The 25,531-nt window shown below is 70.2% G+C and carries 23 protein-coding genes and 4 pseudogenes; 10 read left to right on the top strand and 17 right to left on the bottom strand.

Going from position 1 to position 25,531, the window contains the following annotated elements; all coding sequences use genetic code 11:
• The coding region (locus tag FRAQA3DRAFT_RS37125; protein ID WP_009739211.1) for a DDE-type integrase/transposase/recombinase at nucleotides 1-345 on the top strand (345 nt) is incomplete at its 5' end.
• A 328-nt stretch (nucleotides 346-673) separates the two neighbouring features.
• On the opposite strand, the gene FRAQA3DRAFT_RS11530 is transcribed toward FRAQA3DRAFT_RS37125, so the two are convergent.
• On the bottom strand, nucleotides 674-1,384 hold the full coding sequence (locus tag FRAQA3DRAFT_RS11530; RefSeq protein WP_035922777.1) for an IS6 family transposase: 711 nt from the start codon (nucleotides 1,382-1,384) through the stop codon (nucleotides 674-676).
• Between the two features lie 222 nt (nucleotides 1,385-1,606).
• Here FRAQA3DRAFT_RS11530 and FRAQA3DRAFT_RS11525 point away from each other — a divergent pair, with 222 nt between their 5' ends.
• Both FRAQA3DRAFT_RS11525 and FRAQA3DRAFT_RS38725 read left to right on the top strand, forming a co-directional pair.
• On the top strand, nucleotides 1,607-2,737 hold the full coding sequence (locus FRAQA3DRAFT_RS11525; RefSeq protein WP_009739208.1) for an LLM class flavin-dependent oxidoreductase: 1,131 nt from the start codon (nucleotides 1,607-1,609) through the stop codon (nucleotides 2,735-2,737).
• A 46-nt stretch (nucleotides 2,738-2,783) separates the two neighbouring features.
• Nucleotides 2,784-3,086: pseudogene (locus FRAQA3DRAFT_RS38725) on the top strand (LLM class flavin-dependent oxidoreductase); the annotation flags it as partial.
• A gap of 95 nt (nucleotides 3,087-3,181) precedes the next feature.
• Here the strand turns inward: FRAQA3DRAFT_RS38725 and FRAQA3DRAFT_RS38720 are convergent.
• From FRAQA3DRAFT_RS38720 to FRAQA3DRAFT_RS11495, 7 genes and pseudogenes are all read right to left on the bottom strand, one after another.
• A pseudogene (locus tag FRAQA3DRAFT_RS38720) lies at nucleotides 3,182-3,475 on the bottom strand (Zn-ribbon domain-containing OB-fold protein); the annotation flags it as partial.
• Between the two features lie 21 nt (nucleotides 3,476-3,496).
• Nucleotides 3,497-4,575: pseudogene (locus tag FRAQA3DRAFT_RS35975) on the bottom strand (nonspecific lipid-transfer protein); the annotation flags it as partial.
• The gene (locus FRAQA3DRAFT_RS31535; protein ID WP_051054294.1) at nucleotides 4,496-5,065 is read right to left on the bottom strand and encodes an acyl-CoA dehydrogenase family protein; all 570 of its coding nucleotides are present in this window, start codon (nucleotides 5,063-5,065) and stop codon (nucleotides 4,496-4,498) included. The pseudogene FRAQA3DRAFT_RS35975 and the gene FRAQA3DRAFT_RS31535, both read right to left, overlap by 80 nt.
• A complete protein-coding gene (locus tag FRAQA3DRAFT_RS11510; RefSeq protein WP_051054291.1) occupies nucleotides 4,990-6,348 on the bottom strand; it encodes an acyl-CoA dehydrogenase family protein in 1,359 nt (452 codons plus the stop codon). The genes FRAQA3DRAFT_RS31535 and FRAQA3DRAFT_RS11510 overlap by 76 nt, the downstream gene beginning before the upstream one ends.
• Before the next feature lie 53 nt (nucleotides 6,349-6,401).
• Entirely contained in the window at nucleotides 6,402-6,752 is a 351-nt protein-coding gene (locus FRAQA3DRAFT_RS11505) for a hypothetical protein (protein ID WP_051054289.1), read from the bottom strand.
• Between the two features lie 369 nt (nucleotides 6,753-7,121).
• Nucleotides 7,122-7,994 carry a 5'/3'-nucleotidase SurE gene (surE, locus tag FRAQA3DRAFT_RS11500; RefSeq protein ID WP_009739206.1) on the bottom strand — a complete coding sequence of 291 codons (873 nt, stop codon included), beginning with the start codon at nucleotides 7,992-7,994 and terminating at the stop codon, nucleotides 7,122-7,124.
• Entirely contained in the window at nucleotides 7,994-8,917 is a 924-nt protein-coding gene (locus FRAQA3DRAFT_RS11495; RefSeq protein ID WP_035922770.1) for a PfkB family carbohydrate kinase, read from the bottom strand. The genes surE and FRAQA3DRAFT_RS11495 overlap by 1 nt, the downstream gene beginning before the upstream one ends.
• A 466-nt stretch (nucleotides 8,918-9,383) precedes the next feature.
• Between FRAQA3DRAFT_RS11495 and FRAQA3DRAFT_RS11490 the strand changes: the two genes are divergently transcribed.
• The 5 genes from FRAQA3DRAFT_RS11490 (at nucleotide 9,384) to FRAQA3DRAFT_RS11470 (ending at nucleotide 13,667) form a co-directional block, all read left to right on the top strand.
• Nucleotides 9,384-10,724, top strand: coding sequence for an NAD-dependent succinate-semialdehyde dehydrogenase (locus FRAQA3DRAFT_RS11490; protein ID WP_035920881.1), 1,341 nt, complete (start codon nucleotides 9,384-9,386; stop codon nucleotides 10,722-10,724).
• 676 nt (nucleotides 10,725-11,400) lie between these two features.
• Entirely contained in the window at nucleotides 11,401-11,622 is a 222-nt protein-coding gene (locus tag FRAQA3DRAFT_RS11485; protein ID WP_009739203.1) for a hypothetical protein, read from the top strand.
• On the top strand, nucleotides 11,619-12,023 hold the full coding sequence (locus tag FRAQA3DRAFT_RS11480; RefSeq protein ID WP_009739202.1) for a type II toxin-antitoxin system VapC family toxin: 405 nt from the start codon (nucleotides 11,619-11,621) through the stop codon (nucleotides 12,021-12,023). The genes FRAQA3DRAFT_RS11485 and FRAQA3DRAFT_RS11480 overlap by 4 nt, the downstream gene beginning before the upstream one ends.
• A 7-nt stretch (nucleotides 12,024-12,030) precedes the next feature.
• On the top strand, nucleotides 12,031-12,369 hold the full coding sequence (locus FRAQA3DRAFT_RS11475; protein ID WP_009739201.1) for a hypothetical protein: 339 nt from the start codon (nucleotides 12,031-12,033) through the stop codon (nucleotides 12,367-12,369).
• Nucleotides 12,370-13,358: 989 nt separating this feature from the next.
• Nucleotides 13,359-13,667 carry a hypothetical protein gene (locus FRAQA3DRAFT_RS11470; protein WP_051054286.1) on the top strand — a complete coding sequence of 103 codons (309 nt, stop codon included), beginning with the start codon at nucleotides 13,359-13,361 and terminating at the stop codon, nucleotides 13,665-13,667.
• A gap of 449 nt (nucleotides 13,668-14,116) precedes the next feature.
• Here FRAQA3DRAFT_RS11470 and FRAQA3DRAFT_RS11465 read toward each other — a convergent pair whose 3' ends face one another.
• Together FRAQA3DRAFT_RS11465 and FRAQA3DRAFT_RS11460 are read right to left on the bottom strand one after the other, a co-directional pair.
• Nucleotides 14,117-15,385, bottom strand: a complete 1,269-nt coding sequence (locus FRAQA3DRAFT_RS11465; protein ID WP_009739200.1) for an MFS transporter — start codon at nucleotides 15,383-15,385, stop codon at nucleotides 14,117-14,119.
• Nucleotides 15,382-17,103 (bottom strand): ABC-F family ATP-binding cassette domain-containing protein, encoded by a 1,722-nt coding sequence (locus FRAQA3DRAFT_RS11460; protein WP_035920880.1) that lies wholly within the window; start codon nucleotides 17,101-17,103, stop codon nucleotides 15,382-15,384. The genes FRAQA3DRAFT_RS11465 and FRAQA3DRAFT_RS11460 overlap by 4 nt, the downstream gene beginning before the upstream one ends.
• A 301-nt stretch (nucleotides 17,104-17,404) precedes the next feature.
• On the opposite strand from FRAQA3DRAFT_RS11460, the pseudogene FRAQA3DRAFT_RS37120 reads away from it, so the two are divergent.
• A pseudogene (locus FRAQA3DRAFT_RS37120) lies at nucleotides 17,405-17,967 on the top strand (DegT/DnrJ/EryC1/StrS family aminotransferase); the annotation flags it as partial.
• Nucleotides 17,968-18,475: 508 nt separating this feature from the next.
• On the opposite strand, the gene FRAQA3DRAFT_RS34950 reads toward FRAQA3DRAFT_RS37120, so the two are convergent.
• The 7 genes from FRAQA3DRAFT_RS34950 to FRAQA3DRAFT_RS11415 form a co-directional block, all read right to left on the bottom strand.
• Nucleotides 18,476-18,748, bottom strand: a complete 273-nt coding sequence (locus FRAQA3DRAFT_RS34950; protein WP_051054284.1) for a hypothetical protein — start codon at nucleotides 18,746-18,748, stop codon at nucleotides 18,476-18,478.
• 665 nt (nucleotides 18,749-19,413) lie between these two features.
• Nucleotides 19,414-19,881, bottom strand: a complete 468-nt coding sequence (locus FRAQA3DRAFT_RS11440) for a nuclear transport factor 2 family protein (protein ID WP_009739198.1) — start codon at nucleotides 19,879-19,881, stop codon at nucleotides 19,414-19,416.
• 186 nt (nucleotides 19,882-20,067) lie between these two features.
• On the bottom strand, nucleotides 20,068-20,355 hold the full coding sequence (locus tag FRAQA3DRAFT_RS11435) for a DUF1330 domain-containing protein (RefSeq protein ID WP_009739197.1): 288 nt from the start codon (nucleotides 20,353-20,355) through the stop codon (nucleotides 20,068-20,070).
• A gap of 37 nt (nucleotides 20,356-20,392) precedes the next feature.
• Nucleotides 20,393-21,493, bottom strand: coding sequence for an LLM class flavin-dependent oxidoreductase (locus tag FRAQA3DRAFT_RS11430; RefSeq protein ID WP_009739196.1), 1,101 nt, complete (start codon nucleotides 21,491-21,493; stop codon nucleotides 20,393-20,395).
• 50 nt (nucleotides 21,494-21,543) lie between these two features.
• The gene (locus FRAQA3DRAFT_RS31530; RefSeq protein WP_009739195.1) at nucleotides 21,544-23,271 is read right to left on the bottom strand and encodes an ABC transporter substrate-binding protein; all 1,728 of its coding nucleotides are present in this window, start codon (nucleotides 23,269-23,271) and stop codon (nucleotides 21,544-21,546) included.
• Nucleotides 23,268-24,221: an ABC transporter permease gene (locus FRAQA3DRAFT_RS11420; RefSeq protein ID WP_009739194.1), complete on the bottom strand. Its 954-nt coding sequence runs from the start codon at nucleotides 24,219-24,221 to the stop codon at nucleotides 23,268-23,270. The genes FRAQA3DRAFT_RS31530 and FRAQA3DRAFT_RS11420 overlap by 4 nt, the downstream gene beginning before the upstream one ends.
• A 5-nt stretch (nucleotides 24,222-24,226) precedes the next feature.
• Complete coding sequence (locus tag FRAQA3DRAFT_RS11415; RefSeq protein ID WP_009739193.1) at nucleotides 24,227-24,940, bottom strand: ABC transporter permease; 714 nt, start codon at nucleotides 24,938-24,940, stop codon at nucleotides 24,227-24,229.
• 168 nt (nucleotides 24,941-25,108) lie between these two features.
• Between FRAQA3DRAFT_RS11415 and FRAQA3DRAFT_RS11410 the strand changes: the two genes are divergently transcribed.
• Nucleotides 25,109-25,531 (top strand): helix-turn-helix domain-containing protein (locus tag FRAQA3DRAFT_RS11410; RefSeq protein ID WP_009739192.1); only part of this gene is annotated, 423 nt, incomplete at its 3' end.

Genomic DNA, 25,531 nt, shown 5'->3' with positions numbered 1-25,531 from the left:
TTCTTCGCCCGGGCGTTGTCCCCTGGCCGCCGGCCGGTCGAGGTCACCACCGACAAGACACCGGTCTACCCGAGGCTCCTCGACGAGCTGCTCCCTGAGGCCTGCCACGCCGACGCCGCCCGGGAGAACAACCGGATCGAAACCGACCACGGCCGGTGGAAAGCCCGGCTCCGCCCGATGCGCGGACTGAAACGGCCGCGCTCCGCCCAGACCGTCAGTGCCGGACACGCCCTCGTGCAGAACCTCCGCCGCGGCCACTACGAACCTGCCGTCGACACCGATCCTTCTTGTCGATGTGTTTCCGCAGTCCGTCGGCATCGGGGCTGGCGGGCACCACGCCGCTGAAGCATTCGCTCGATCGTTTGGCGAGTAGTGTCTCCACGCTCCTGGCGCGGCTGAAGGGGAACGCGAGAAAGGACTTGCCTGGCCCGAGTTCGGTCGAGAGGCCGAGGAAGGAGCGGCCGATGTTGAGGCCGGGCGGTGCGCTGTAGTTTTTTGCCTCGATGGCGGCAATCAGCTTGGACGCCCGCGGATGGACGTTCGCCTGCCGGCTCCGCTGCGCCTCGTCGTGATCGAGTACGGCGACGTCGCATTCGTGGGGGACACCGGATGTTGCGAGGGGTCTGTTGCATTGCGGGAAGGCAGGGCATGGGTTGCCCTGCCGAGCGGGTGATCAGATCGCGAGGGTGAGCTTGGTAAACGCGGCCGTCAGCCGTGCGTGCGGGTCGGTGTCGATCCCGAGTTCGTAGTGGCCGCGGCGGATGTTCTGAACGAACGCATGCCCTGCGCTGATAGTCTGGGCGGAGCGGAGCCGTTTCAGTCCGCGCATCGGCCGGCGCCGGGCTTTCCACCGGCCATGGTCGGCCTCGATCCGGTTGTTCTCCCGCGCGGCGTCGACGTGACAGACTTCGGGGAGCAGCTCGTCGAGGACCCGAGGGTAGACGGGGGCCTTGTCGGTGGTGACCTCGATCGGCCGGCGACCGTGGGACAGCGCCGTGGTGAAGAACCGGCGTGCCGCAGCCTGGTCGCGGCGGGTGCTGGCGAGGACATCGATGACCTGCCCATGCTGGTCAACCGCCCGGTACAGGTACGTCCACCGGCCGGCGACCTTCACAGAGGTCTCGTCGACGAACCACCTGTCCCCAGGACGATGCCGGCACGGCCGCGCGGCGTCGACGAGCAGCGGAGTGAACCGCTGCACCCACCGGTAGACCGTGACGTGATCAACCTTGAGGCCGCGTTCGGCCAGCAGCTCCTCGACATCCCGGTACGACAGGGCGAACCGCAGGTACCAGCGGACTGCCAGCACGATCACCTCGGGCGGGAACCGGAACCCGGCGAACTCCGATGTCGGAGCCGGTGGACGGACACGACGCCGGCGCATCATCCGATCATGACTGATCGACAGCCTCGATGGCGGACTTCGCCAACGCAACAGTGCCTCGCCGGTGAAGGCGTCGGACGTGATGGAGGCCAGATCGCTCGTGTGCAGGTTGGTCGACTTCGGGTCGATGACCTTGGTTCAGCGACACCCGGGCGCTGCTCGCGGCGGTGCCGCAACTCCCGGAGACCTGATGACCACGCGCATGCGAAGAGGGAGGACACGATGACCACGGATTCTGTTGAGGACCGGCCGTTCAAGCTGGGGTTCCTCACCCATGTGCACGGCCCGGGGCGACCGGCGCGCGCGGTCTACCGCGACCTGGTCGAGTTCTTCGTCGCGGCCGAGGAACTCGGGTTCGATGGCGGCTGGGTGGCCCAGCACCACCTGCGCGCGGACTACGGGCGGCTGCCTTCCCCGCTGGTGCTCCTGGCGGCGGTCGCGGAACGCACCTCCCGCATCGAACTCGGCACCGGGATCGTCGTGGTCCCGTTGGAGGACCCGCTGCGGCTCGCCGAGGACGCGGCCGTGCTCGACGAACTCAGCGGCGGTCGGGTGCAGCTCGGCCTGGGCAGCGGCGGCGCGAATCTGGACTCGTTCACCGCGTTCGGCCGGGATCCGCAGGGCGCTCGGCCGGCGTTCGAGGCCGCCGTCCGGACGGTGGGCGGCGCGTTGCGGGGTGGGACGCTGGGCGGGGGGAGCCTCACCCTGCAACCCCCCGCTTCCGGTCTCGCCGACCGGCTCTGGCATGCCACCTCGACGGCCGAGGGGGCCAGGTTCGCCGCGGCCAGCGGCAACGGGCTCCTGCTCGGCAGTGCCGTGCACGACCCGCGTGGCGTGCAGCTCCCGCTGGCCGAGTCCTATCTCGACGCCTGGCCCGCCGACTCCGGCGACGCTCACGAGCTCGGCGACGGCTCCGGCGCCCGGCCACGGATCGCGGTGATCCGCGCGGTGTTCCCGGCGAAGGACCGTCGCGATGCCCGCGACGACCTCGCTCCGGCCATCGAACTGCTGCTGCAGGTGTTCGCCCGCCACGGTGTGTCCGACGTCGACGAGCTGACCGTGGACGACGGGCTGGCCCGGCTCAACGTGCACTACGGCCATCCCGACGAGGTGATCGGGAGTCTGCGGGCCGATCCGGCGCTGCTGGACTTCGTCGACTACTTCGTCCCGGTGGTGAGCCACGAGGTATCCACCCTGGATGCCGACATCCGCCGGTTGGAGACGATCGCCCGGGAGATCGCGCCGGCGCTGGGCTGGCGTCCGGCGGCCGCTGCAACCGCCGGTACCGGTACCGGTGTGCAGGCGGGAACCGGCGCGGGCGTGGGAACCGGCGCGGGCACGGTCACCGGATGAGCGCCGCGGCCGCCGAGGCGGCGACCAGACAGGAGGCGGGCATCCGATGAGCGAGCCGCGACGCACGGGGCAGGTCCATCTCAACGCGTTCCGCAAGCTGCCGGGGGAGTATCTGACGGCATCCGGACACGGTGGCTGACGCCGGGGTGAACATCCGCCACCTCATCGAGCTGACGCGCACCGCCGAGCGGGCCCGGTTCGACGCGATCTTCCTGGCCGGCCTCGTCGGCGTGCCGTTCGCCGACCAGGAGGTGTGCTGAGCTGGGTCTCGGTGGTGAACGACTCGTTCGAGCCGACGACCCCGCTCGCCGCGCTCGCCACCGCGACGACGCACATCGGGCTCATCGCGGCCGGCCAGCAGTAGGTCTCCCGCCTGCCCGGTCCCGGGTCGCGGCTCGTCGACGACGGCCGGGCCGACCTCCTGTTCCTGCTGGGCGTGGGCGGTCATGCGGTGATGAACTCGACCACGCTCTGCCCACTATCACCGACTGTCACCACATCAGCCTTGACGGGCAGGCCGACTCTGATCTCGTCCAGGGGTACCCGGACGACCCCGGTGATGCGGATGTCGGCCTGCTCGGCCAGCTCCACGAGCGCGACGGCGTAGGGCACCTGGTGCCCGGGGACGGTGGCCTGGCGTACGACGATGAAGCTGTAGATCGTTCCCCGGCCGCTGACCGGTTCGAATGCGACGGGGCCAGCGCAGTGCCGACAGGTCTCCGTCGGCGGGTGTTGCCAGGTCCGGCAGCGAGTGCAGCGGACGACGGCGAGGCGTGCGTCGGTGACCTGCCGGTTCTCGGCCTGGCTGCGTAGCTGCAGGGCGGCCTCGTAGTGGTGGTTGAGCCTGTGGATGTAGCCCTCGGACAGCAGCCCGCCGTGCGGGTTGACGACGACGTCGCCGCCGTGGGTGGCGTGGCCCTTGGCGAAGAACTCGCCGACGGTGCCGGGCTCGCAGAAACCGAAGCCTTCCATGGTGGCCCTGACCGTGTAGGTGAAGCAGTCGTACATGCAGGCGACGTCCATGTCGGACGGGTTCAGGTCGGTCTTGGCCCACAGTTCGGGCCGGCCTTCACCGAGTACATCTGGCTCAGGTCGGGCCACGCGGTCCAGCCCGAGGCGCCGTGGTGGTTGACGGAGTCGACCAGCCACACGGGCGGCTGGGCGCAGTCGGCGGCGACGTCGGCCCCGGCGAGCAGGATCGCGACAGCGCCGTCGACCTCGGCGGTGCAGTCGAAGACCCGGAAGGGTTCGTTGATCCACCGGTCGGCGAAGTAGCTGTCCATGGTCAGCGGCTCGCGCATCACGGCGTGCGGGTTCACGCTCGCGTGCGCCCGCTGCTGGATCGCGATGTGGCCGAGGTCCTCGCTGGTGGAGCCGTACACGTGCTGGTGGCGGCGGGCCCACATGGCGAACCACTGCGGCGGGACGACGAAGCCGGCCGGGGCGTCGAACTGGAACTCGCCGGCGATCTCGACCGGGCCGTCCACGGTGCCCAGGCGGTGGCCGGAACGGCCGTTGAGCGAGCGGTGGACGAGGACGGACTTCGCCAGCCCGGCCTCGATCACGGCCGCCGCGGTGGCGATCTGGTCGGCGACCAGGTTGCCGCCGCCGAACGCCGCCGAGCCCCACTTCAGCCCGTCGAGACCGAGGCCCCAGGCGACCTCCTGCGGGAAGCAGGAGTCGTTGGACTGGTAGGTGGACATGCCCTCGACGTCCTGGGCGGCCAGGCCGGCGTCGGCGATGGCGGCACGGGCCGCCTCAACCGCCATGGCTCTGGGGGTGCGACCGGACCGGCGGGAATAGCTGGTGCGGCCGATGCCGACGATGGCGACGGTCATGAGGTGCCTCCTCGTGCACGGGACGACCCCGGCCCGGCCTGCGGCTCGCGCGGCAGGCCGAGCAGGCTCTCGGCGATCTGGGTACGGACGATCTCCGACGTTCCGCCGGCGATGGTCGGGCATCGGGTGAACAGCTGGTCGTGGGCCCAGGTGGGTTCCTCGCCGAGCACCCGGCCAGGCCCGCGACCTGCATGCCGAGGTTGACGACCCGCTGGGAGTGCTCCCCGACCACGATCTTCGCGATGTTGCCTTCGGGACCGGGCTCGGCGCCGGCGAGTGCCCGGTCGATCTGCTGGAGGTTCAGCGCGTGCAACGTCTGGGACTCGCCCAGCAGCAGCCCGGCCTCGCACAGCACGCCGTCGTCGACGGCGGTGTGCCGGGACAGCAGGTCGAGCAGGGCGGCGGCTTCCAACGTCACGGGGTTGCCGCCGATGGACAGCCGTTCGTTGGCCAGCGTCGCCCGGGCGACGCGCCAGCCGCCGTCGACCATGCCGACGACGTCGGAGTCCGGGACGAAGACGTCGTCGAGGAAGACCTCGTTTCGTCGAGGAAGACCTCGTTGAACATCGTCTCACCGGTGATCCCCCGCAACGGCCGGATCTCCACTCCCGGCGCCGCCATGTCGATGATCATTGCGGTGATGCCCTTGTGTTTGGGGGCGGCGGGGTCTGGGCGGACGGTCGCCAGGCCCCGCTGGCAGTTGTGGGCGTCGCTGGTCCAGACCTTCTGCCCGGTGACGAGCCAGCCCCCGGCGGTGGGCCGGGCCCGGGTCGTGACCGCCGCGTCGGAACCGGCGCCGGGTTCGCTGAACAGCTGGCACCAGCGCAGCGTGCCCTCCAGGCTCGGCCAGAGCAGGCGTTCGCGCTGCTCGTTCGTCCCGTGCTGAAGGATGGTCGGCAGGACCCACTCACCGAGCCCGAGGGTCTGGCGGGGTAGGTCCGGCAGTTCGTCCTCGATGACGAGTTGTTCGACGGGGTCGGCGCCGCGACCGTAGGGCTTCGGCCAGTGCGGCACGACGTAGCCGGCGCGGGCGGCGACGCGCTGGCGATCCTGCGCCGTGGCTGCGGTGTGGGCGGCCCAGAACTCCCCCGCCTGGCGGCGGTAGGTGTCCGCCTCGGCCGGCAGGTCGAAGCCGGCGCCGGGGGAGTGGCCCGCGGCGCGCAGGTCGAGCACCTCGCGGGCGCTGTGCTCGACCGGACCGAAGAAGGCGGCGAGCGCGGTGGCCCGGCGGTAGTAGAGGTGGGCGTCGTGCTCCCAGGTGTAGCCGACGCCACCGTGCAGCTGGATTGCCTGCTGGGCGCCCCGGACGTAGGGAGCCAGCGTCATGGTGGCGGCGACGGCGGCGGTGAGCGTCGACTCGTCGGTGGCCCCGTCATCGCCCGCCCCGCGGGCCGCGTCCCAGACCGCCGCGGGGGCGAGTTCCGTGGCGATGAGCAGGTCGGCGCAATGGTGCTTCACCGCCATGAAGCTGCCGACTGGCCGGCCGAACTGCTCGCGGACCTGGACGTACTCCACTGTCCGGCGTAGGCAGGCCGCCATCGCACCGGCGGCCTCGGCGGCGACGAACAGCCAGCTCAGCCGGCGCAGCTGCCGGCGCGCACCGGTCAGCACGGTGGCGGCCCGGCTGTTGTTGCACTGCAGCCGCAGCAGCGGAAAGGACGGATCGAACGTGTCCTTGACCGAGGAGAGGACGAACTCGTCGCTGCCGGTGACAAGGACGACGTCGTCGCCGACGGCGACCAGCAGGAGCGTGGCGTCCTCGCTGCCAAGCACGGTGTCGGTGCCAGCCCAGCACGGTGGCCGGAGTGAGAAGCGCCCCGGACGATTCACCTGCCGTTGCAGCACCAGGCGGCGAAGTGGCCGCCGCGGACGACGGTTTGGAAGTGGGCGAGGTTGCTGTAGCGGCTTTCGGCCCAGCGCCTGGAGGGCTGGACCGCTTCCTGCGGGGACAGACTGAAGGCGGCGGGGACGGTGATGGGCTGGTCGGGGCGGGCCGGCGATGTCCAGCGGGATCGGGCGGTTTCCCAGTACAGGCGGGCGGAGGCCGGCCCGGCGTTGGGCAGCCAGTACAGCATGACGGTGTCGAGGATCTCGCTGAGCGGCAGCGATGCTTCGGCGTTGCCGGGGGTGCCGGTGTTGTCCTGGAACAGGGTGTAGATCCAGGAGGCCAGTCCCACCGGTGAGTCGGCCAGGGCGTAGCCGATGGTCTGGGGCTTGGACGACTGCTGCTGGGCGTAGCACCACCTTCGCCGCCGCGCTACGGGGAAGGCTTGCCCGCCTGGTGGACCGGCTGCTACGTGCCGGCCCGCACACCCGGTTTCTATCGACGACTTTTTCCTCGGGTTCGCCCGCCTCGCCTCCCGCTGACAGCGCCGGCGCCGTACCGGCACTCTCATGCGTGACGCCGTCCCGTCACCGCACGGCGTCACGCATCCGGTCGACGATCGACGAGACCGAGCCCACCGTCCACTGCGTGGCGGTCGACCCCGCGGTAGACGGATGCGATCCGTAGGGACGAGCTTCTCCGCCGCGCGCAGCCGGCGTCTTCAGCTCGATGAACGTGGGCCGATCGTGCTTGCCTCGGTCGGGCCGGTCAGGGCCGTGGCGGTCGCCCAGCCCGCGCGCAGCAGGGCGACGTCCGTGCCGGGCTCGGCCTCAGCATTGATATCGGTGAATGTCGTGGTGATGTAGCCCTCGCCGCGCTCGCCGAACTCGGCCTGGACCGCACCGAACGAGGCCAGCGTTGCGGGCCGTAGTCCGCGCAACTGTTCGGGCGCAATGTCAGGCACGTTGACGTTGAGCACGACAGGCGTTCGCGAAGCGGAATGATCCGTGAGATGCGTCAACAGCCAACCGAGCGCCTGGTCGGTGACCCGCGCGGCGGTCTCCCAATGCGTGGGACGCGCCGAGGCGAGCGACAGCGCGAGCGCGGGAACGCCATGCGAGCGGGCGGTGAGCGCCGCGCCCACCGTTCCCGAGTGCAGCACGGCCTGGCCCGTGTTCGGGCCGTGGTTCACACCGGAGAGAACAACGTCAGGCGGCAGCCCGAAAGCGCCGCGGACCCCGACGAGGACAATCATCGCCGGGGTGGCGTGCACCGCGAACGCCTCCGGCGGCCGCCGACCGCCAACCGCCTCGGCGGAAAGCACCGGGTCCCTGAAACACGCCGCGTCAACGGCGTCGCCGAGGTCGGCACGCACGGTGTCTTCGGCGACCGGCAGGTTGAATCCGTCCAGTTCCCGACTCTCGATGAGCAGCCGACCGCCGACCTCCAGCGCGGACAGCGAGGCGCTGCTCCCGCTGCGCTCGGTGTGCGGCGCGGCCACGGTCACCTCCAGTCCGGCGGCGAGCGCCACCCGGACCAGCGTGCGCAGCCCGACACTGTCGATGCCGTCATCATTGGTGATCAACGCGCGCATCAGTCGGTCGTCTCATGCTCGAACGGCCGGACCTCAACGCGTCGGGCGAGCCGCTCGATCAGGTCACGCTCGCCGGTCGCCAAGCCGTGCCGGGTCGTGTTGAGCGCGCCCGCGGCCGCGCCAAGCCGCAGCGCGTCGAGGAGATCGGCGCCGCGCGCCAGCCCGGCGGCGATGCCGGCGGTCATCGAGTCCCCGGCGCCGTGATGGTCGACCAGGGTGAACCGCGGCATTCGCAGCTCCAGCCACGAGCCGTGGGCGAGGACCAGGGCAGGCTGGTCGGCCCGGGACACGACCACCGTCTCCGTGCCCTCGCGTGCCAGCCGCTCGCCGACCGCCATCAGCTCGTCTGGCTCGTCGGAACGGGCATGGCCGTGCTCCACCAGATCCTCATGGCTTACCTTCAGCACCGCGACACCGCCGGCCACCGCCGCCTCCATGTACTCGCCGGACAGGTCGGCGACAACCCACGCGCCGTTGGACGTGAGGTCGCCGGCAAGCCGGCGGTACGTGTCGGTGGGCAGCACATCCGTATCGTCCGGCCCGGCGAGCACGGCGACATCCGCGTCAAGGCCCTCGACCAAAGCGACGTTGTAAAGCTCGTCGAGCTCGTGACGGGGAAGCGGTGGCGCCGGGGCGGTGGCGATCTCCACTCGTTCGCCGCCGCGCCGATCGTGCACGTATCCCCCAGCGTCGGCGGTCCCGCCGGCCGACCGTACGAGCACGCCCTCCCGCTCGACGAGAGCCGTGAGCACCGCGCCGGTCTCGCCGCCGAAGGGCCCGCACAGCCGCGCGTCCAGACCCAGCACCGCGAGCAGCCGCGCGATCCACATCCCCTGGCCGCCGGCATGCAGGTGGATATCGGACGCACCATCCGGCCGCGACTCCACCGTCACGGTCAACAGCGGCGACGGGCTGAACACCATCGCGGTGGCGGCCCGCCCCCCGCTCGTCGGAGCATCCGTCGGATGGTCGACATCGCGCTCGGTTCGCGGCGGTTTGTTCTCCACACGAGTCGCCATACCCACGAGAACGCTGGTCACCCGCTCCGGGGCCACCGAGTGAGGGCTGGTTAGGACTAGTACGACAGTCACAGCGATCTCTATGTGGCTACTGCTGGCCTTGCGCTCGTCTGGGCGGTGCGGATCCGTTCATTGACCCGTACACGTCGGCTGGCTCCGTCCTGTCGGACTACGACCAGGACCACCGGGTAAACCGAGCTAGGTCGTGCTGAGGGTACACATTCGGCTTTGCCCGGTGTTCGCCGCAAGGACGCATGTGTCCGGAACGTCGAGGAGGAAACAGCCCATGCCTACGTCTTCCGCCGTCCGGCATAGTCCAATCGCCAGCATCAATCCATATAACAACGAAATCATGCGCGAATTTCCTCCGATGTGCGAGCAGGCCGTCGACCGCGCGGTCAGAGAGGCACATCAGGCATTCCAGTCCTGGCGCGGTACCAGCGTTGACGAACGGGCCGCGCTGGTCGGTCGAGCCGCGCAGCTGGTGCGTGAGCGCACCGAGCACCTGGCCCGGCTGGTGACCCTTGAGATGGGCAAGCTCATCCGGCACAGCCGCGTCGAGATCGACCTTTCCGCGCGGATACTGCAGTACTACGCCGACACGGCCCCAGTGCTGCTCGCCGACGAGCCGCTGGATTTCAAGGACGGTTCGGCCGCTATCATCAATGACCCACTGGGGGTAATCCTTGGCGTCCAGCCCTGGAACTTCCCGGTTTACCAGATCGTCCGGTTCGCGGCGCCCAACCTGGTGTTGGGGAACACTGTTCTGCTCAAGTCCGCAAGCAATACGCCACAGTCGGCGCTAGCCGTCGAGCAGCTGTTCGCCGACGCGGGCGCGCCGCGAGGCGTGTACACCAACCTCCTGGTTCCCGGCCGCGAGGTCTACCGGGTGATTGAGTCTGATGTCGTTCGGGGCGCATCGCTGACCGGAAGCGACCGGGCCGGCGTCAGCGTCGGTGAGACCGCCGGCCGAAACGTGAAGAAGAGCGTCCTCGAGCTGGGCGGCAGCGACCCGTTCATCGTGCTCGATGACAACGACCTCGACCGCACCGTCGAAGCGGCCCTGGTCGGCCGGCTGCACAACATGGGGCAAAGCTGCGTGAGCGCTAAGCGGATGATCGTGATATCCGAGATATTCGACCGATTCGTGACCGCGTTGGCCGGGCGGATGCGCGAGCTGGTTCCGGGCGACCCCGTTGACGAGGCCACCACGCTGGCACCGGTGTGCTCCGAGCAGGCCGCCCAGACACTGATGGACCAGGTCCGCGACGCGCTGGACAAGGGAGCGACCGCGGTCGTCGGCGGCGGGCACGTCGACCGCCCCGGAGCGTTCGTGCAACCCACGGTCCTCGTCGGCGTCACGCCGAAGATGCGCGCCTTTCGCGAGGAGCTGTTCGGACCGATCGCCGTCGTCTATCGGGTACAAGACGATGACGAGGCGGTCTCCTTGGCGAACGACTCGCCTTACGGTCTCGGTGGTGCGGTGTTCAGCAGCGACATCTCCCGGGCGCGTGCGGTCGCCAACCGGATCGAGAGCGGGATGGTGTGGATCAACCATCCGACGTCATCCGAGCCGGAACTGCCCTTCGGCGGCATCAAGCGGTCCGGCTATGGCCGGGAGCTGTCCCACCTCGGCATCAAGGAGTTCGCCAACCGGAAGCTGATCGTGACGATGGGGACGGACGCGCCGATCACCGACGCTCTGGGCTGATGCCCGCTCGGGCGGTGTGCCCCTGCTCACTGTCTCGCCGGGCTCGCGACCCAGCGCTGTAGCCACAGACCTGAGGGAGGCGCCCGGAGAGTTGGGACCCCGGTCGTCGCGCCTTCGTGCGGTCCTTCGCCTGCGAAAGAGACCCTTCCCACGATTCCCCGGACGACCCACTGCCAGAGGCGGACCTAACGCACCACAACAAGAACCGCCTGATCTTGGTTCAGGGTCCTGAAATCACCGTTCGCCCGGTCTCTACGAGACTCCCGACCAGGGGCGATGCCGAGTGAGCACCCGACTCACAACATCATCGCCAGGGTCGAACACGCGTTCCGCAGGTCTGGCGGGTCTGAACGCTGCAGGTCCCGTTGGTGGCGCCGAGCCGGTCCCGTCGTCCCGTCAAGGGTGAGTCGCCCTCGTCCTGGCCTGGCGCCGCATCCCCCGGTGGCAAGCCCCAGCCGAACTCACCGGCTGGGATGCGCCCGCCCGGTCCTCGCCGACGCCGGCTACGGAAACTCAGCCGAGTCCCGCCCTGACCTCAACGACCGGAACCTGGTCTACGTCGTCAACGTGACCCACATCCGCGATCGTGACGGCCGCGTGGGCCTGAGATCCGCCGTTCAGCTCACGTCCCGGCGGATCTCGGTGGCTGGCGACGCGTTGGTCGTATTCTCGATGGGTGAGCACTCTGCGGGACGAGCTGCACAGTCTGATCGACCGCCTGCCCGAGTCGCAGGTGGCGCCGATCCTGGCTCTCGTGCGCGAGAGCGCGCCCATCGAGGGCGGCGGCGGCGAGTGGCCATTGCCGGATTTCGTCGGTGCGTTGGCCAGCGGCAAGGGCGATCTCGCCGCCCGTTCGGCTGAGATCCTGCGCGCGGAACTGGGACGCGACCCCGAGTGATTGTCTGGGACACCGGGCCGCTGATCGCCGCCGCCGACTCCGACGACGAGCACCACGCCCGCAGCGTCGCTCTCATGCGGCGCACGCCCCGGCCGCTACTCGTTCCCTATCCCGTCCTGACCGAAGTCTGTTTCATGCTCGAACGGGAGAAAGGCACCCGCGCCGAAGCGGCGTTCCTGCGCTCCATCAGCACGGGGCAGATCAGCCTGATCCCGCTTGCTCGCCAGGACCTCGACCGGATGGTCGAACTGGTCGAAAAGTACAGCGACTTCCCACTCGGCGCCGTCGACGCCTCCGTGCTCGCGATCACCGAACGGCTCGACGCGGACGCCATCGCGACCCTCGACCGGCGGCACTTCTCTGTCGTCCGCCTCACGAAACCGGTCGCGCTGCTGCCATGAGGCGCTGATGGCGCGTTCGCCGGCCTTGAAACCGGCCGGCGAACCGAGGCACGGCACGGTCGCTCCAACACTGGCCGTCTTGCGGCGCTCGCTGATCGCGGCGGTTGAGTCCGCACTGGCAGCCGCCGCCGGTACAGCCGTCGACTTCGGCCTCTACCTCACGCTGCGCCCGGCTCTCGCCACTGTGCCGTTCACCGGCAGCCGCTTCTTCGCCGAGGATCTGACACTCATCGCCTCTCAGGCGCTGGGGGGGCGCCCTGGGCGTCCCGATCGCAGCGGCGTCGTCAGTGTGGTTGGCGACAGGTTCCCGTCGTCGCCCGGCGGGCCGCCACGTAGCCGCCAGTAGCGAATCAGCACCCGCCGGCTTGCCCAGCTCGGCATCCCGATCGACGAGTAGCGACCCGCCACCATCCGGGACCACCTCATCGCCCGGCCCAGCTTCACCGAGACCAGATGATCAAAGCCTGTAGTGCCCGCCACGCAGAGCGGCCGAACAAGGTCGCGGCCCACCGGCCAGTCCCGCCGTGCTCAGATTGCCTGAGGGCAGGCGGGCCATCGTTGCCGTCCTACGGCACGAGCTGGCCATCCTGCCCGAGTGCCAGCAACACCTCGTCCGCCAGGGTTGGCGGCGGCAACTCACCGTCGAGGATGATCGTGTCGCTGAGCAGGGTGTCCTCGGCGGCGGTACACCGGTCGATCTGGGCCAGCCGCCATCGCCGGACCTCGTCCCGTTGCGGGTGCCGGGGACACCATATCGCGCAGCATGAACCCGACCTCCTCCGGGTCGAACATCAGCGCGTCCGGGCACCGCTTCCTTACCTCCTCGGCGAGCGTCGTCTTGCCCGCCCCGAAGGACCCGTTCATCCAGCAGATCACGCTTGCTCCCTGCAGCCGGCGTAGAGCCTGCACACAGGTACCAGTGAACGCCGATACCTGGCACGCCCGTCGAGGACATCACCAGCCGCGTGTGCCGCCGCTGGCCGATACACGGTGGCCGTGTCACACGGTGTTTCGTCGCCGATGGTGCACAGATGATCTTTGCAGCGCATCGCGCAGCAGAAGGGGCTCCGGCGGCGCGGAGACGTGCGTCGGATTCACCTTGGCCGCAGAGATCATCTGCCGATAGCTGAAGTGCGCCGCGGCACCACTGCAGACGCCGCCGTGCAGGCGGAGATCCGGCCTGGCCGAAGGCCGCCACACATCCCGTGCGGTGAAGGCAGGCCCGGAGACGGTTTGCCGCGCGCCGCCTACACATACCGGACGATTTCTCACTGATACGGGCCGCCGCCGACGGCGCTCTTCCACGAGGGCATATATCCCCTCTCGCTGGCCAGCATGCTGCTGGGCACACCGGAGCACGTGACCGCGCTGGGAGAGATCGGTGATACCGGAGTGGACGAGCACGTCGCCGTCCTGACCAGCCACAGCGGCGGCGCGATCGCGGCGGTCACGACCTCGCTACGCACGCACCTCTACAGCACCGCCCGTATCAGCGGCACCCACGGATCGATCACGGTGTCCGGGTTGATCACCGCGCCGAGCGCGCTGCTCGTCCAGGTCGGGGACCAGCACGCCCAGCTAGACCTGCCGTTCAACCGGGAGGGCGGCAGCTACGTCCCTGGCCGGGGGCACCACGTCGCCTGAGGCGCGCTTCGAAACGCGACCCTTTCATCGGCTTGACCTGGCGTTTATGGAACGGCGGGCCAGCACCTGTTGATCTTCTCGTTTCGACGGTGTGCGAACCCTTGAGCACCAGTCGAGCCAGGAGCGGCTCCAGGCGTCCGCCACAGCGCTCACGTGCCGGAGTAGGTCGAACAGTTCGCTGTCTGTCGGTGTCCGTCGAGCGCGGCGCTCGTGCGGCCGCATCCTCGACGCTCGCGACGGAATCGAGCAGGCGGGGCATGCGCGGGTGTGCGATGGCGATCGCGGCCAAGAGGAGTGCACGGTCTCGCGGGGCGCTCAGCGCCATGGCGACCTCCAGGAGCCGCTCGGCCGCCGCGGCCGGGACCGGGTCGAGGAGCCCGGCCCTGGGCGTCGTGTGGCGGCCGGGTGGATGAGCGAGGAGGGGCAGCGAGGGCTGCCCCTCCTCGGGATCAGCGGAGAGCGGGTTCGGGCTGGGAGGGAGGCTGGCTCATCTCCTCGGCACGGAGGCGGGCGGCGAGGGTGACGGTGAGGGCGAGAACGGGTGGCACGATCCCGGCCAGGAAGAAGATCAGCTTCACCGAGAAATGCTCGGCGAGCAGGCCGGTCAACCCGATGGACAGGGGCATGAAGGCGACGGAGATGAAGAAGTCGAGGCTGGCCACCCGACCGAGCATCTCCAGGGGAACCTTCTCCTGCAGCAGGGTGCCCCAGAGGACCATGCCGGCGCCGACCAGGCCGCCGTGGACGAACAGCGCGCAGGCGACGATCCACGGTGTGATGGTGAAGGCGAGCACGATCAGCGGCAGGCAGCCGATCGCCCAGCAGCCGATCATCACGGAGAAGTAGCGCCGGGGTGCCGTCAGCGAGCCGGTGACCAGCGAGCCGATCAGGCCGCCGACGCCGAGCGCCGCGACGGCGAGACCATACAGGGTTGCGCCGTTGTCGAACCCGTTGCGCATGGTGGCCGGTAGGACAACCTCGACGGGTCCGGTGACGACCAGGCTCATGCCGGCGGCGTAGATGACGGTGGCGAGGACCCAGCGGGTGCGCAGGGTATACCGGAAACCCTCGATGAGGTCGCGGGCCGGATGCGGTCGCTCCGCGTCGGGCGTCGACTCCGGCTGCGGTTCGGGCACCGCGAAGATGCAGCCCAGCGCCAGGAAGAAGGCGCCGGCCACCACCAGCGAGCCGAGACCCGGCACGGCGGCGCCGACCACCGCGCCGGTCACCGCCGGCGCCATCGCCTGCTGGATCGTGGGCCGGGTCGCCCCCTCCAGGCCGTTGACGGCCAGCAGCTCCTCCGCCGGCACCAGGCTGGGGACCAGCGCCGTGTAGGCGGGGAAAAAGAACGACAGCGACGCGCCCATGACGAAGGCGGAGCAGCTCAGCTGCCACAGCTGCACCGTGTCGGTCAGCGACAGCGTCGTGACGACCAGGCTAGTGGCAAGGTTGATCGCCAGCACCCCGGCCAGCAGGCGCTTCCTGGGCCAACGATCGGCGGCTACGCCACCGAGCAGAGCGGTGGCCAGCAGCCCGATACCGGTCCAGGCGACGACGCCGGACAGGGCCACCGCAGAGGCGTTCAGGGACAACGCCTGCAACGCCAGGAAGATGGTCCACCCGCCGGTGCCGAACAGCGCCAGCGCCAGCGACCCGTAGAGCAGGCGGTAGTGGCGGCGGCGCAGCGGGGCGAGCGCCCCCAGGGACGAGGACTTCATCGGGCGATCTTCTGCTGTACGTCGGGATTCTCGTCGGCCGCCCCGGCGGGCAGCAGGTTCAGGTGCGGCCAGCCGGCCAGGTCGGCGAGCAGCCGGCGGTCGTGCGTGGCCACCACGACGGCGGCCGGCGTGTCCAGCAGCGCCGAGGTCAGCTCGTCGACCAGCGCCATCGACAGGTGGTTGGTCGGCTCGTCAAACAGCAGCAGGTTGGGCCGGACCGACAACTGCAGCGCCAGGTCCAGGCGCCGCTGCTGACCCTGTGATATCCGCTGCACCGGGGTCCGCATCGCCTCGCGGTCGAGCAGGCCGGTGGCACCCAGCGGCACCACCTCGCTGTCGCGGAGCCGGCCGGCGGCGATGAGCCGGCCGGTGTACCGCTCGTGCACCTCCTTGGCGCCGACGCCCTCCGGCCAGTCCGGAACCTCCTGCCTGACGAAGGCCACCCGCGCGGTCGGCACCTGGTGCACCCAACCGTCGGTCGGCTGCAGGTCGCCGCCGAGGATCGACAGCAGGGTGGACTTGCCCGCGCCGTTGGCACCGGTCAGCAGCAGCCGGTCGCCACCGTCGAGGTGCAGCGTGACGGGCTGCTCGAGCCGCCCGGTGTGCCGCACCTCCTGCGCCCGCACCAGCGCGGCGCCGCGGCGCGCCGACAGGTCAGGCCAACGCAGCGACGGCGGCGGCTCGGGCACGGTGATGCGGTGCGCCTCGAGGGCCTCGCGGTCGCGGTTCAGCGCCTGCACGACGCCCGGCGCCCGTGACTGGCGTTGGTGCTTGCCGGTGCCCTTGTCCGGGCGCCACCCGGTGCTGAGCCGGTCCCGAGCCTGCTGCACGGCCACCTGCAAGCGGCGGTGCTCGACCTGCTGCGCGGTGTAGTCGTGCTCCCAGCGCTCCCGGTCGCGGCGGCGTCCCTCCCGCCAGCCGTCGTAGCCGCCGGCGTACAGGTGGGCGCCGCCGTCCTCGCTGGGGTCCAGGTCCAGGAACTCGTGGGCGACGTCGCGCAACAGCGCGCGGTCGTGGCTGACCAGGGCCAGGCCACCCGGGTGGGCGCGCAACCGGTCGGTCAGGAACGCCAGCCCGTCGGCGTCGAGGTGGTTGGTGGGCTCGTCGAGCAGCAGCACGTCGTTCCGCGCGCCGAGCAGGCAGGCCAGGCGGACCCGGTAGCGCTGGCCGACCGACAACGTGCTGAGCAGGCGCGAGCGGTCGGTGCACGCGCTCAGCGCCTCCAGGGCGATGTCGACCCGCCGCTCGGCGTCCCAGGCATCCAGGTCGGTGGCGACCTCCAGGGCGGCGGCGTAGCGTTGCTCGGCTCCCTGCACGCCGCGGGCCAGCTCGTCGGCCGCCGCGTCCAGGGCCCGTACGGCCGCATGTGAGCTGCGCAGGGCCTGGGCGGTGAGGGTGCCGACGGTCCGGCCCTCCTCGACGTGCAGCATCTGCTCGGCCAAGCCAATGGTGCCGACCCGGTGCACCGAACCGGTGTCGGGCGTCAGCAGCCCGGCCAGGACGTGCAGCAGGGTCGTCTTGCCGCGGCCGTTTTCCCCGACGACCGCCAGGCGGGACTGGGCCGAGACCGTGAGCGACACGTTGTGCAAGATCTGCCGCCCACCGAAGGTGACGCTGACGTTCTCGGCCCGCAGGTGCGCGTGGCGACCGGCCGTGAGCGCCTCGCCGGCGGGCACGGGGATGGGCTCGACGGGAGGATCCTGGTCGCCCCGGGGCATGGACGGATTAGTAGGGATGATGGACACAGAAGAACTCCGCGGCTCGGTGGGAGCCGGGCAAGCTCGAACAGCCGCCCGGCGGTGGACCGGGACGGCGGACAGCCGGAGAAGTAATGCTCGTGGGCGCCGCCGTCAGCGGCAGCTGCGGAGCCTCATCGACGCAATGCCTGTGTACATCATGATCTTGACCCTACACCACCCGATGCCGGGTCAGCCAATCGGATCCGTCCTATAAGACTTGTGACCTTCAGCGCGGCGCGGTTACTCTATCGCGGCATTACGCCGCGAGGAGGGGCGGACGATGACCGGGTCGACAGACGTCTCGTTCCTCGACCTGCACGCCGCCACCGCGGAGCTCCGACCGCAGCTCGAGGCCGCCACCCGCCGGGTCCTCGACTCGGGGTGGTACCTGCACGGGCCGGAGAACGAGGCGTTCGAGCAGGAGTTCGCCGCCTACTGCGGGGCGGCGCACTGCGTCACCGTCGGCGACGGCTGCGACGCCCTGGAGCTGAGCCTCCGCGCACTCGGCATCGGACCGGGGGACGAGGTGATCGTCCCGTCGCACACGTTCATCGCGACCTGGCTGGCCGTCTCGCGGACCGGGGCCCGGCCCGTGCCGGTCGAGCCGGACGAGGCGAGCTTCACGCTCGACCCCGCCCGCGTCGAGGCGGCCCTCACCCCGCGGACCGCAGCCGTCCTGCCGGTCCACCTGTACGGGCACCCGGCCGACCTCGACGCCCTGCGCGAGTGACCGCCCGGCACGGCCTCGCCCTGGTGGAGGACGTCGCACAGGCCGCCGGCGCCCGACACCGTGGGACACCGCTCGGGGCGGGTTCGACCGCCGCCGCCTTCAGCTTTCTACCCCGCCAGCGAACGCCGCCAGATCCCAGCGGAGACACCTTAGAGGTGCACGCTGGCGGTCGGCGCCTCTTGACTGATCAACCCCCTGCCGCTACGCCACGTAGTCGAGACTTGTCGATGAATCTGGGAATCGAACCAAACGATCAACACCCCGACCTGGACATTTTTATTCGATCAGTCATCAGATCTCACAGATCTTATCTATTTGCCCAGGTCAGGGCATTGTTACGCATCGTGGTGGACCTAACGTGGCGGCAGAAGAACCGCTCGATCTTGGTCGAAGGTCCTGAAATCACCGTCCGCTCGGTCGGGACGCGGCAGCTGACCAGGGACGATGCCGGACCAGGATCGAAATGATCACACCGTGGTCGACCTCGAACACACGTTCCGCAGGGTCGGTGGAAATCTTGCCACGTGAGTCACCCGCCCGTGGTGGGAGGGAATCGCGGGCGACGATCTCGTCCGGCGTGGGCTCATGGCAGCGATCCGGATGGGGCAGGCCGGTCGTCGCTCATCCGCCGGTGATTTCCTGACGCCAGGAGTGGAAGAAGTGGCGTAGCCGGTCGGCGGCCGGGCGGGGCAGTCCCAGGTCGTCGTCGGTGAACCGGCCGATGGTTCCGACCATGTCGGCGAACACCTGTACGTCGAAGCCGCCGTCCTGGGTCTGGGCGAGGTGGACGAGTTCCTTCTTGGTGAAGACGTTCACAAGGTCGTGCACATCGGTGAAATCGCGTGCCTCGGCTCGGCCGAACAAGGCGAGGGTCTTGCGGGCCGCCCAGGTCATGGGCGCTGAGCGTCGGGCCGAGTTCGGTGAGGGTGGGTGGTTCGGTGAGGGTGGGTGGTTCGGTGAGGGTGGGTGGTTCGTCCGGCGGGCTGTCGACGCCGAGATCCGCGATCAGCGCCTCGCTGCCTGCTTCGACGACAAGTCTGGCGAAGCTGTCCGTGAGCTGGACCCGTCTGGTGGCCCAGCCCTTCGAGGCCGCCGCGCGTTCGAACGCCGCCGCCGTGTCGGGGATCGATGCCGTGGGCGGGAGGGCGGTGAACAGGTCGACGTCGTGGGTCTCGCGGTCGACGAGATCACGTGCGATGAGCGCGGCGCCGCCCGCGACCGCGAAGCCCACGTTTTCGGAGGGCGCGCTGATGCCCACGAGCATCGCGAGCTCCTCGCGCCGCAGCCCCGGCACCCGGCGCCGATCACCGTAGGTCCGCAGCCCGACGTCCTCGGGCCGCGGTTGGCCCCGGCGCGCCTGGAGGAGGTCGGCGAGGTGCCCGTGCCTGTTCATGGAGCCGAGTGTGCGCACCGCCGACGATCCGCGCCTGACCCCGCTGGGGTGGGGATCCGCGGGGTCTGGTTCGCCCCGGCCCTGGTCTCCAGGGTGATCCGCACGGTGTGCGGCGCGGACGCCGACACGGCGATCTGCTCTTACCGCGGGCGGGGTTCCGGCCCGCTCACGGCCCGCTCGACGAGGATTGGGCGGCCCCCGCTGCCGGTGGCTTCGCGACCAGGTGGAGATCGCCCTTCCGACGCTGGATGCGCCAGCCCTCGGGCGTCCGGGACAGTCGGTCCAGGTGCCGCCCGAGTAGGGATATCCCCAGGCTGCCGTCGGGGCGCCGTTCCACCACCGTCCACATGACCTCCGCCGTCGCGGTATCACCGGCGAGGATCACGTCGGGGCTGGAAATGATGTGGAACGAGGTGCCGAGCCCGGCTGTGAGGGTCCGGGCCAGGAGTTCCTGGATGGCCTCGGGTCCCTTGGCCCGCCCCATCGGTCCCAGGAGGACCTCACCGTCCTCGGCGAACAGGGCCGCCAACCGCTCCCAGTTGCCCTGATCAAGATGCCGACCGTAATCGACGAATAATTGATGGATCGCATCGCGGTCCTCGAGCCGTTGAAGACGGTCCTCAAGACTTTCCATGGTCACCTCGCACTGTCGAAACGTCTATGCAGCGCTGACCATCATCAGCATCGCACCGCCGGGTGGTTTCGGTCGAGCAGCTCATTGACGACCTGTAGCCGGAGCAGCCCCGGCCCGGGCGGCGGCCGCGGTGCCGGTCTTCGTCTCCCAGCTGCGCCGGCCCTCGAACCAGAGCGCCCCGACTCGTCACACGCCCGGCACGATGCGCATGTCACGAACGGCGCCGCCATCGAGGACGGCCAGGGCCTTCTGGTAGGCGGGGCTGTCGTGTGCGGTCCGGGCAGCCTCGACCGAATCGAACTCGATAAGCACGGTGCGGGTCTTCTCCCCGGCCTCGTACGTCTGCTCGGGAAGACCCCGGGCTACGAAGGTGCCGCCGGCCGCACGCAGCGCCGGGCCGGCCAGCTCGGCGTACGCCGCGACCTTGCCCTCATCGACGATCTCCTTGTAGATACTGATCCAGTAGGCAGTCATGACGCCATCGTGCCCGAGGACGGCACACAGACGGGCCTCAGCCCCGATCCACGGCCGCCGAGACAGGTACCCCCGATGCTGTCGGCGCGGGCGGCGGCGTTTGCCAGTCGTCGATCGGCTTGTTCGGGAGCTCCTTGCGGATGGCCGGCGCGATGTCGGTGGCAAAGATCTCCAGGGTGGCCCGATAGTCCTCCGGAGTGAGTGCCTCCGCGTCGACGTGAATGTGCAGGAGATCGTGCTGGAAGGTCTCATGCTGCGCCAGCACGATCTCGATCACCTGTTGCGTACTGCCGACGAGTGCCGAGGTCTTGGCGATGTAGTCCTCGACCGTGGTGATCCCGAGCCGGTCGAGGGCCGCGTGCTCGTAGCGGCGGTTGTAGACCTGGCGCCGATCGAAGACCGGCGTGAACTTCCGGACCGCCTCCTGGCTCGTCGCCGCGGCGTGGAAGCCCCCCGTACCGACGCCCACCAGCGCGCGCTGCGGGTCGTGGTCGTGGAAGGCGAACCGCTCCCGGTAGTACCGCACGCTTTCGAGATACCGGCCCACGGCGGCGGTCCCGATCGAGGTGAACAGCGGGTCGCCGTGCCGGGCGGCGAAGTCGGCGCTGGCCAGGTTCGTGTTGGCTCCGTGCCAGATCCGCACCTCGGGCCGCCCTGGCCGGGGCAGGGCGGTCACCCGCTCCAGCGGCGGCCGGAACCGGCCTTCCCAGGTCACCTCGGTCTCGTTCCACAACCGGCGGAAGACCTCGTAGTTCTCGCGCAGCCGGTCCCACTGGTCGTCCGGGGTCACACCGAAGATCCGATGGGTCTCCGCGTAGCCACCCTTGCCGATGACGAGGTCCAGGCGCCCGTCGGCGAGATGGTCCAGCGTCGAATAGTCCTCGAAGGCGCGGAGCGGGTCGTGCAGGCCGAGGGTGGAGACCGTCGTGAGCAGCTGGATCGTGCTGGTACGGGCCGCGGCGTTGGCCAGAATGACGGCCGGCGACGAACCGGCGATCAGGCCGTCGTGCCGCTCGCCGATTCCGTAGGCGTCGAACCCGAGCTGCTCGGCGAGGACGGCCTGGTCGACCAGGTCCGCGAGCTGCTGGCGCGCCGACTTGCGCTCGTGCGGGACGTAGGGCAGGAGGAGGAACTTCATCTGTCATCTCCCAGGGATGGGCGGGCTGATGTCACCGGGGGGCGCGCTGATCAGGACAGCCAGGTGTCACTGAGCTGCGCCAGCCAGGAGTTCGAGCTCTGCGCCAGGTCATGCACCGACGTGCTGGCGGCCAGCACCGTGCTCCCCTCGAACAGCGGGATGGCGGTGGCCTGGTCGACGACCCGCCGCTGGGCGTCGGCGAGCACCTTGTCGCGCGCCGCCGGGTCACCGATGGCCCGTTGCCGCGCCAGCAGGGAGTCCAGCGTCGGGTCGTTCAGGTGGTAGTAGTTGGGCGGCTCGCCGCCGTACGAGGCCAGCGCCTCGCCGTCGGCCCGGGTGGTGCTGGTGAGGAACAGGTCGATCGTGATGTTCTGGAATGACTTCAGGTCGGTGGTGGACGTCGACAGCTCCAGTTCGACGCCGACCTTGGCGAGCTGCGCCTTGGTCAGCTCCAGCGCCGTCTGGCTGGCGCTGAAGATGGGCAGCCAGCCAACCGTCAGGGTGAGCCTGGCGCCGTTCCTCTGCCGGATGCCGTCGGCGCCCGGGGCCCAGCCGGCGGCGTCGAGGAGCCGCTTGCTCTCCGCCGGGTCATAGGTGAGCGTCGAGCTCAGGTCGAGGTAGCCGGGGGTGGTGGACGACAGCACACCGGTCGCGGCCTTGAACTCGGGGCTCAGTACGGTGTCCCGGATCTCGGCGGTGTCCACCGCGTGCAGCAGGGCCCGGCGGACGTTGACGTCGTCGAGCGGCGGACGCGGCGAGCTGATCGCCACCAGGGCGTAGGGGGCTCCCGGGTTCGAGCGGCTCAGCACGGTCAGGCCGTCCTCCCGGACGGACTTGATCTGGTCGGCCGGCACGTCGTCGATCGTCTGGAGCTCCCCGGACCGCAGGCTGCCGATCCGCGAGCTCGCCTCCGGGACCACCCTGAAGACGACCCGGTCGAGGTAGGCGTCGCCCCTGTTCTTACGGATCTGCGAGGCCCACCGGTAGCCCGTGCGCTTCTTGAGGACCACCTCGGTGTCCTTCGTGTCCTTCTCCAGGACGAACGGACCGCTGCCGATCACGTTGTCGAACCGCTGGTCGAAGGGCAGGGCGAGGGTGGCCGGGGCGACCAGGCCACCCAGGCTGGAGCTGGTCAGCGCCTGCAGGAACGGGGCGTCGGACGTCTTCAGGACGAAGGTGACCGTCGACGGGTCGACCACCCGGGTCTCCTGGTACGTGCGCAGGCTCGCCACCAGCGACGGGTTGATCTTCACGCGCTGGCGCAGGCCCCCCGACAGCTCATGCGGGTACTGCCGGGTCCGCCGTTCGGGCTCGTCCACCCCGGCGTCCGCGAGGATCCGCCGTACCTCGGCCGGGACGGTGTGCCGGTCCGTGGCACCGTGGACGAGCAGGGCCTCGGCGACCTGGTGGCCGATCCGGGCCACGGGGTTCAGCGCGGTCCCCGGGTCCTGGGGGATCAGCGCGATCTCGTTGCCGCGCAGCGGGCGGAACCGGCGTTCGCCGAGCCGGATCAGGTCCTGGCCGTCGAACAGGATCCGCCCGCCGGTCAGGCGCGCCGACCCGGGGAGCAGCCCCAGCACGGCCTGGGCCACGGTGGACTTGCCCGACCCGGACTCGCCGACGACCGCGACGGTCTGGCCGGGCAGCACGCTCAGGCTGACGGACCGGACGGCGTGGGTCACTTCGCGCCGCAGCCGGTAGTGCACGGCGAGCTCGTGGACGGCCAGCAAGGGGGCGGCCGGCTCCCGTCGGGCGGTGGCCGCCGGTTCGCCGCTCACCCCGGGATCCCTGCGTCGTACACCGTCCGGGACACCTGGTTCGCGGCGAGCACGGTGGCGGTCACGGTCAGGCCGGGCAAGGTCGTCAGCCACCAGGCGTCGCGCAGGTGGTCGCGCCCCGCGGACACCAGCGAGCCCCACTCCGGGTCGGGCGGCCGGACGCCGTAGCCGAGGAAGCTCAGGGCCGACACGGCGAGGATCGCGGCGCCGAACTCCAGGGCGGCCAGCGCCCACACCGGCCCCATCGAGTTCGGCAGCGCGTGCCGGAGCAGGATCCTGGTCCAGCGCGCGCCGCTCGACCAGGCCGCCTCCACGGACAGGCTCTCGCGCACCCGCAGCACCTCGGACCGCGTGATGCGCGCGCAGGTCGCCACACTGGCCAGCCCCATCGCGATGGCGATGTTGCGGGTGCCGGCCCCGAGCACGGCGATCAGCGCGAGCGAGGTGAGCAGGCTGGGAACCGACAGCAGCACGTCGACGAGCCGCATGACCACAGCGTCCGCCCAGGACCCGCGGAAACCGGCCAGCAGGCCGAGCGCCGAGCCGATGACCAGCCCGAGGGTGGTCGCCAGCAGCGCCGAGGTCAGCGACACTCCGGTGCCGTGCACCACCCGGGCGAACAGGTCCCGGCCGAGCTGGTCGGTGCCGAACGGATGTGCCCAGGACGGGCCAGTGAGCCTGGCCGCGGGCTCCACCGCGAGCGGATCCCGCGAGGTGAACGCCCCTGGCCCGACGGCGGCGATGATCAGCAGCAGCAGCCAGGCCAGCGCCACCACCAGCCCCGGACGAAGCGCGTCGACCGCGGGCAGCCGTCCGGCGCGCGGCCCCCGGCGCGGCTGCCCTCGCCGGACGGAACGACGCGGGGCGAGCCAGGCCCCCGGGCGCGAGACAGGCCGCCGCCCGGGGCCGGAGTCGCCGGGGTCCGAGTGCTCGGTGTTCAGTGCGGTCATCGCCGTCATGCCTCCGCGTCCGCGACGAGCCGGCGAGAGTCAGGACGCTGCGGGGCCTTGCGGGCAAGGCGCGGATCGAGCACCGGATACGCGAGGTCGACCAGCAGGTTCGTGGTGACGAACACCAGCGCGCTGAGCACCACCAGCCCCTGAACCACCGGCAGGTCCTGCTTGCTCACCGCGAGCGTCGCGATCCGGCCGAGCCCGGGGCGGGAGAAGACCGTCTCCACGACCACCGCGCCGGACATCAGCCCGCCGACGAGCAGCCCCACCATGGTCAGCGCGGGTAGCGCGGCGTTGCGCAGCACGTGCCGCAGGTGCGTCCGCTGGCGACTCGCCCCCTTGGCCCGCCCGGTCTGGACGTGGTAGGCGCGCAGCTCGGTCTCCAGGCTCCTGGCCAGCAGCTGGGCGGTCACCGCCACGACGGGCAGCGCGTGGGCGATCAGCCTCAGCACGTCCTGGCCGCTCTGCATCGAGTGGCCGAAGTCCCCGTGCAGCGCGCGGCCCAGGCGGGTGAGGTACTGCCCGATGATCGGCCCATCCAGGCCGTGTTCGGCGCGGACAGCGTCGAGCTCCTCCGGGCTGAGGTTGGACATCGGTCCGGCCATCACGTCCACCGGATCGCTCGGCAGGACGTAGAACACGACGAAGGACAGGGTGAACGCGGCCCAGACCACGAAGACGGCCTGACCCACCCTAAGCAGCAGGTAGCGAATCACGCTACGGCGACCTCGATCTTCGACACGTGGCCCTCTCTTCCGCCCGCCAGAACGAACCCGCTCGGCGTGGATGGGAACCAGCTTGCAGGGCGGCCGATGAACCCGGAAGACTGCACTTTGACATGCGTTATGTACTTTGAGGTGCGTATTGACAAAGGAGGCCGGCTCGTGAGTGAAGTGGACGTCGCATCGGACGCGCCAGCGGTCGTCGGCGGAGGAGTCTGCGCGACGGAGCGGGACGCCCAGTCGGTCCGTGAGCTGTTCCGCCGCGTCGGCGACAAATGGTCGCTCAACGTCGTCGTGGAACTCTCCCCCGGTCCTGTGCGGTTCATGGTCCTGCTACAGCGGATCGACGGGATCTCGCATCGTCTGCTCGCCAAGACACTGAAAAGTCTCGAACGCGACGGGCTTGTTACAAGGGTGGCCTACCCCGAGGTGCCGCCGCGGGTGGAATACGCCCTCTCACCGCTCGGCGAGTCGCTCCTCGAGCCGGTCGTCGCGCTTGCCGGCTGGGCGGAACGCCACCGCGCCGAGGTCGACGTGCACCGCGCCAGCTACGACGCGCGCCAGCCGCCACCGGCGCCGTCCGAG

It is taken from the genome of Frankia sp. QA3, from assembly GCF_000262465.1.
GTDB lineage: Bacteria > Actinomycetota > Actinomycetes > Frankiales > Frankiaceae > Frankia.
The sequence above is the reverse complement of the archived record's forward strand: the minus strand, read 5'-3'. Positions and strand labels throughout refer to the sequence as shown.